Origin of the sequence: Nonomuraea sp. B19D2 (assembly GCF_040137845.1) — a bacterium.
Lineage (GTDB): Bacteria > Actinomycetota > Actinomycetes > Streptosporangiales > Streptosporangiaceae > Nonomuraea.
On sequence record NZ_JBEFAK010000110.1, the window covers coordinates 1 to 6,904 of the forward strand.

The window sequence follows — 6,904 nt, forward strand, 5'->3', positions numbered from 1 at the left end:
GACGGCCCGCACGACTTCGGCCCGCAACTCTGGTGGATATATTCTCGGCTTCTTCGCCACGTGCTTCCTTCCCGGACTGCCTCTGACCCTACTTGGGTCCGGGTCCGGAAGGTTCGGGGCACCTCAACGTGCTATACCGCATCGCCCGTAGCGCGAGGATCTGACGTTCTCCGCTGGGACCGTTTGATCAGGCTGCGGCGGCGAAGGGGCGTCCGCCCCACCGGATGCCTTTCTCGCTGCGGATGCGGGCGCGTTCCCTGCGTTGGGCGGCGAGTACGTCGGGGTGGCGGGCGTTGGCGTTGCGCCAGTGCAGATAGGCGTGCAGGACCCGGGTCTGCGCGGGATGGCTGCGGTGGTTGGAGTTGGCCAGGGTGAACTGGCGCAGCGGACCGAAGTGGGCCTCGATCGGGTTGGCCCAGGAAGCGTAGGTCGGGGTGAAGCACAGCTCGACCTTGTTCTTCTCCGCCCAGCGGCGGACGTCCGCGCCAGTGTGGGCGGAGAGGTTGTCCAGAATGATGTAGATCGGGGCGCCGTCGGGTCGGGTTGCGCGGATCGACTTCAGCGCGGTCAGAGTGTTGGCGGTGCCTTTGCGGCGGTGGTTGATGCCCCAGAGGTGGTCGCCGACGGAGTAGCAACCGGGGAAGTAGGTGACGCCGTGGGTGCGGCGGTAGGTCGCCGGCAGGCGGTCGGGCTTACCCTGCTTGACCCAGCAAGAGCCCGCGGTGAGCCGCATCCCCAGCGGCCCGAACTCGTCGAAGGCGAAGACGCGGTCGGGGAAGCGGTCCAGCACTTGCTCGATGCGGTCGAGCTTGGCGTCGCGATCCGGGTCGGGCGATTCCTTCCAGGTCTTGGTGCGCTGGAAGGTGATGCCGCGGCGCAACAGCAGGCAGCGCAACGTTTCCAGGCCGACGCGGATGATGCGTCCGTGTACCTTCCGCAGGTAAGCGGCGAGTTTGCGGATAGACCGCGGGTGAAGGGCCGGCCGAGCTTGGTGGGGCGGGTGGCGGCCGTCCGGACGACGCAGTCCTCGTCGCCAGGGCTGAGCAGGCGGGGATCGGCCTCCCGCCCACCGAGGGTTCAGACAGGCCAGACCGATCTCGTTGAACCGGTGGATCGCATCCCGCACCGTGCCCTCGTCAGCCTGCACCAGCTGGGCGATCATCGGAACACGGTTCCCGCCGGCCGAGGTCAGCAGCATCATCGCGCGCCGATAGCGCACCGAACTCGTGCTGCTCCGCCGCACGATCTGCTGCAGCTTCTGCCCCTCCTGGTCGGTCAGTCTGCGCACGGACAGGCTCAGCCACCGCGCCTCCAGCGGTCGAATGGACGTCACCGCATATCCAACCGCCACGACCGCCACCACGGCGAACCAATGCGATCAGAGCACTAGCACCATCGATTTTGTCGGCGGCCGCTGCCAAGATCGCCCCTATGGATGCGGATGAGTTCTGGCGCCTGATAGAGCAATCCGGGCGTGAAGCGGGTGGGAAGAAAGCGCGCGCGGCATGGCTTCAAGATGCGCTGGAACAACGCTCCGCCGAGGACATCATCGATTTCGAGTCGTGCATACTCTCGGCCAGGCGCCGCGTGGACACGTGGTTGATGTGGGGTGCCATGCGCGCCCTGTTCGGATTCGGCTCTGGCGACGGCTTCTGGTACTTCCAAATGTGGCTCGTGGGTCTGGGGCGCGAGGTCTTCGAGCAGGTGGCCCGTGACCCAGACGCCCTGGTGGATGTGCCGGAGGTGCAGCGCCTGGTGGCCCTGGAGCATCGTGGGCCCTCGTGGACAAACGATGACTGGCCACAGTTCGAGATCTTGGACTACGTGGCTGGTAACGCGTGGGAACGAGCAACAGGCAATAGCCGCGAAAGTTTCTTCGACGCTCTGAGGGCACGCGGCCATGAGTTGTTCGCACTCCCTCACCCCAGCGACGAAGATTGGGAATTGGACGATGAGGAAGAGTCGGCCCGAAGGCTGCCACGAATCAACCGTTACATGAGCGAGCTGCACGGCCGCGCCTAGATCACCAGGTCAATGCCGTTGTCGCTGAGTTTCTGTGGGGTGAGATCGGCTTCGGGGTCGTCGGCCAGTTCGCGGTGGTATCCGATCTCGTAGCGGTTGGCGGGGGCTTTGACTTCGGTGATTTCGATGGGGTGGCCGTTGGGGTGGGCCATGGTGCGGCGGATGATGAGGACGGCTTCGGCGTAGTCCATGCCGAGTGCGGTGCGTTCGTCATGTTGAGCCCTCGGGACATCTCCTGGTGGCCTGCGGCCACCGGCGCGCCTCGGTGTGCCCGGCCTGCTCGCAGTTTTCAAGATCAGAGATCAAATGTTTACGCAGGTGGGCAGTACTGGGTTCGAACCAGTGACCCCTCGCTTGTAAGAGTAGACATTCGATCATCAGAGCTGGAGTCTTCGCTGTTCAGGTCGCCGTTCGGTGTGCACTCACGTGCATGGTCGCGCTGCGGCGGGCCTCCCTGATGTCACTCCGTTTGTCACTCAGTCTCTTGGTCCTGTTCTCCGTCGTACTCGAAGGGAAGCTGGACAGCCGCGCGGGACTGCCCGGCCGTGCGCCCGGCTTCAGGACCGTGAGGGAGTAGAGGCGGCCCCCGCCGCGTGGAGCTGTGTCCCTCAGTGCTACCAAACTTCCGCGATAGAACTCGAACCATGCTCTCGCCGTTTCAATAGATTTACGCGGATGCAGGTCCTCCGGGGGTGGGCCAGGCCTCCCAGATCTCGCGGAACGATGGCCACCAGTGGGGCAGCTCGTCCCGGCGCACGCCGTGGGGCGGGAGTCGCTCGATGGCGATGCATGCCGGGTTCAACTGGCGTTTCAGATAGGCGGCCAGCTTGTGGTGGCCGTCGAGCAGGAACCACCCGAGGTGCTGGCTGTGGCGGATCGCCACTGTGAGCGGACGGCGGCCTTCGATGATGCGGCGGCCGTACTCCAGAGCGGTCGCCGGCGCAGGGGGAGGCCAGCGGTGCGTTGGAACGATCACGTCGCGGTCCCATTCGTCCGGGTGATCATACCAGTCGCGCTTCTCGCCCGGTTCGACCTCGATGACGTTGGGCCGTGCCAGCTCGGTAATCGTTAGCTGGTACTCTCCCGGCTCCAGCAGTGCGAGGAGCGGTGCCAGCGGCTCGGAGAGCCGTTCGACCGGGCTCGGGCCGGCGAGCCAGTCGCGCATACGGCCCCATTCGGCAACTGGAGCCCACTCGGAGACGAGGTGTGGATCCCCGTCGCTCGGCCAGGGCGTGTGGCGGGTGACGAGGCGCCCGATGCTGCCGCCGAAGTCGGCGGTGTCGGCTGCCACCGGCTCGCCCGTGATGGACAGCACGGCTCCGGTAGGGCCGCCGCGGATGGAGACGACACCGAGGCCGTCAGTCACCATCACAATTTCGATCTGCTTGGCTTTCTTGTCGCGTCTGCGGGCCACTATTTACACCCAGTCGGTCAGCGGGGGACGAGCGATCATGCAACCGTCGCCGCCGCTCTACCAGCGGCAATTTCCGGCGCATGACGCTTGAGTAGTCCCTTAGATTCGATGTCATGGCTGAGGTGGCCCCACGGAGGGTCGGCCGACGCTGGGAGATCAGGGCGCGTTACCCGAACGCGTACGAGCGGTGGAGTGTGCTGGACGATGACCGACTTGTGGCCGACTACCGTGACCGTCATAGCGTCGTAGATCTTGCGGCGGAGTTCGGGCGTCAGCCGCGTTCGGTTGAATTCAGGCTTGTCAAGCTTGCGCTGCGTGCTCTGCGGGCGTCGGGGATCAAACCGGGTAGTAGCTCCCGGAAGGAGTCAGGCCCCATATCCTTGATCTAGGAAGGTGGCCTGACCTGTGTGTCCTTCAGCTTAACGAGCTCCCGCGATAGGACTCGAACCAGCTGCCCGCCGTTTGGATCAGTTCATGCGGATCCGGATGCGAGGTCAGCCCGTTCGTCTGAGTTCGCATCCGGTCCGGCTCGTTCAGCGCGCGTGGCTCCCGCCTTGGCTCCCCTACGGACGCTCAGCCAATCACGTCCGTGAGTCAGCGCGCGGACCCCTGACCCCTTCGATGCGAAGCTTTCGGGGTCATCTCCCGACCTTGCGTTTTGCCTGGTCAACCCGTCTGTTCATGTGCGCGTAGGGCATCGGTAGGCCCCCGTGGTCTTCGATGTCACTCGCTTTGTCACTCAGGTCGGGGGTCAGATCTGTCGTTCCTGCGGCGGAGAACCCTTTCGTCTTCGTCACGCCTTTTCGTGAGTCCAGCCCGCCCGCCACGCTCCGTACGTAATGCCGTACGCCTTCCCGGTGCAGGGGCCGGTTCGATTGCAGGAATGCTTTGCGAACCTCAGTCGGCTGACCTTCCCGCGTTCAAGGCCGTAGTAGTCCAGCCTCCACCTCCAGAGATTAGGCCCGACTCCTTTAGTGCAGAGAGGAAAGACTTTCGCGAGATTGTAGGCCTTTTCCCGAGCGGTGCTTTTCCCCGTAGGGTATCCCCACGCGAACCTGATGTGCTGCTCGCCGACTTTGTACCGCGAGATGCCAGTATCGTAGGACTTTTTAGTGGTCCCCTGCTTGCATGTCGCACCCCACTTGGTGTACAGGAAGCCGGGAGACGCTGAAGCCGCTTGCGGTACAATCGCTACTCCGCCAATAGCGATCATGGCTGTTGCAAGCCCTACAGCGAATCGCCGCATTACCGGGCTAGCCGGTTTCCTCATGATCCCGCCTTTCGTCGAAAGACACCAACGATGAGATCGTACGAGTGGGCGGTATATCTGAGGTATGTCGGAGATATTGCCCGACCACAATTACTCTGCGCTGCCTGCCCGTCTGCCGTCGTCCCGCCGATGAGGTAGCGGGCCAGCCGCGGGGCTGACCAGGTGCGCGCCCGGGTCACGGTGCTGAAGGAGCGAAGGCCGCCCCGCGGCTGGTCTGCTAGGGCTTGCCCTGGGACGGCGGCAGGCGGGCAGGCTTCCACCGCAACCCCGTATGGCGGGAACGTGATCTTGGCCTCGGCCCGGCACCGGGTTCCACCGTCTCGGTGGCTATCGCCCCATTAGGCATCGTTCTTCAACGCTTCCAGGTCCTGGCAGGGCCTCACGTTTCCTCATTTATGGGTTCAGTCGGCGGTGTTACGCGCTTATGACGGATTTATGACTGGTCCAGAGGATACTTAGGAAGCAGTTGACACGGGGGCAGTCTATGAAGGCAACGGTTGCTGTCATTCAAGGGGAGACAAGGACATGAAGACACAATCGATCAGGAAGTTCGGCGGACCCATCCGGGTTGCGTCCCGACGCATACGCCGATCACTCATCGCAGCGCTAATAGCGCTACCTACAGCAGCGCTTTTGGCTAGCCCGGCCAACGCCAACGCCAACGCACTTCGCGTTGCCGCTCCTGCCGGGTGCCAGCACTCAGTGGAAGGTGGCCGTACTGCCCACTTTAGCTGCACCCAGGTCGGCTCTTACGAGTACTGGGTGGACTGCACGAGTAACTTCGGCTACCCATGGCTCTATTACTCCATCCGCGGGCGTAAGCAGATCACTCGATGGAACGATGGATCGGGCGGGGGGTACCTTCAGCCGCAACCGACACGCTGGAGTGTGACTTGCAAACGCACGTGGAGAGTGTCGACCGTTGAGATCAGGCGCCTGCGGTAGAACCGCGAACCGTCAAGGTGCCCTCCGACTGAGGCGGCCGCACGCCCGGCCGGCAGAGCGGCGGAGGGCCGAGGTGCGGCGGTGCGGCGCGCCGCCGCCTTGACCTTGCGGCCCGGACCGTCAGCGTTCGGCAACAGCATGTCGAACTCGACACGGGCGAACTCCTCGTTGGCCCGCCCAAGTCCCGTGCGGGAGTCCGTACGGTCGCCATCCCGGAAGCGATCACCCCGGCACTCCGCGACCACCTCGACCAGTTCACCGCTCCAGAGGCCGATGCGCTGATCTTCACCGGCTCACGAGGCGGGCGGCGGCTTTGAGACGACTGGCAAGGCGCTCGATCAGGAGGCTGGTGACGTCGGCGGCGCCGGATGGGGAGCGCCTCGGCATCACGTCGATCGGAAACTCGTGCGCGATGCTCGGACAGTCGGGTCCAGGGTGCCGGGCTCTCTCGGTGGCGACGCGTCTGGAGGCGCCGAATCGTAACAGAGTGAAATGTAACCAGAACCCGAGTAAATGTAACTAGCACATGGTTGCATTTACCTATGAGCCAGAGCGTGAACGAGTTGGTCGCACGTCTTCGCGCGGCCGGAGGCGACTACGACGATGTCGAGGTCAAGTCGGCGGCAGGAGGGTTGCCGCAGTCGCTCGCCTCAACTCTGAGCGCGCTGGCAAACCGTCCAGGCGGCGGGACGATCATCCTCGGCCTCGACGAGGCCACCGGCTTTCGTCCGGTACAGCTTTCAGATCCACAAGCTCTCAAGCAGGGCCTCGCTCACAAGGCTCGCTCGTTCTCGCCGCCTGTCCAGCTTACGATCAGCGACGCGGAGGTGGATGGGGCACCGGTCATCGTCGCCCGGGTGCATGAATGCGGTCCGTCGGCCAAGCCATGTCGGATCACGGCGTCGGGTACGGCATACATGCGGGGGTACGACGGGGACTTCCCACTGTCGGATTTGGAAGAGCAGGCATTCCTCGCTGCCCGGAAGCCGCCGCTCTTCGACCGGCAGCCCGTGCCAGGTGCCACCCGCGAGGACCTGGACAGCGACCTTGTCGCAGCGTTCCTACGTTCGGTCCGCGAACGGGATCCCCACGGCCTGGGCCGTTTTCCTGACGATGCCGAGTTGCTATGAGCTGCCCCGGGTTGGTTGGAGGCTCCCAAGACTGGAAGGCTGGGAGTCGTGCCCGCACCGAGGAAGTACCCCCAAGAGCTGCGTGAACGCGCCATCAAGATGGTGTTCGACCTGCGTGAGGAG

At 64.3% G+C, this 6,904-nt stretch carries 5 protein-coding genes; 2 read left to right on the forward strand and 3 right to left on the reverse strand.

Translation table 11 applies throughout. The features are described from left to right. Positions 1-187: 187 nt before the first annotated feature. Complete coding sequence (locus ABN273_RS58735) at positions 188-1,333, reverse strand: IS630 family transposase (RefSeq protein WP_349458499.1); 1,146 nt, start codon at positions 1,331-1,333, stop codon at positions 188-190. Between the two features lie 98 nt (positions 1,334-1,431). Here ABN273_RS58735 and ABN273_RS58740 point away from each other — a divergent pair, with 98 nt between their 5' ends. Continuing rightward, positions 1,432-2,022, forward strand: coding sequence for a DUF4240 domain-containing protein (locus tag ABN273_RS58740; RefSeq protein WP_349458500.1), 591 nt, complete (start codon positions 1,432-1,434; stop codon positions 2,020-2,022). Here the strand turns inward: ABN273_RS58740 and ABN273_RS58745 are convergent. Together ABN273_RS58745 and ABN273_RS58750 are read right to left on the reverse strand one after the other, a co-directional pair. Further along, positions 2,019-2,213 (reverse strand): hypothetical protein, encoded by a 195-nt coding sequence (locus ABN273_RS58745; protein WP_349458501.1) that lies wholly within the window; start codon positions 2,211-2,213, stop codon positions 2,019-2,021. The two genes, ABN273_RS58740 and ABN273_RS58745, sit on opposite strands and share 4 nt — an antisense overlap. A gap of 476 nt (positions 2,214-2,689) precedes the next feature. Continuing rightward, positions 2,690-3,436, reverse strand: coding sequence for a hypothetical protein (locus tag ABN273_RS58750; RefSeq protein WP_349458502.1), 747 nt, complete (start codon positions 3,434-3,436; stop codon positions 2,690-2,692). A gap of 2,769 nt (positions 3,437-6,205) precedes the next feature. Here ABN273_RS58750 and ABN273_RS58755 point away from each other — a divergent pair. Then, the gene (locus ABN273_RS58755) at positions 6,206-6,781 is read left to right on the forward strand and encodes an AlbA family DNA-binding domain-containing protein (protein WP_349458503.1); all 576 of its coding nucleotides are present in this window, start codon (positions 6,206-6,208) and stop codon (positions 6,779-6,781) included. The last annotated feature ends 123 nt before the right edge of the window (positions 6,782-6,904 follow it).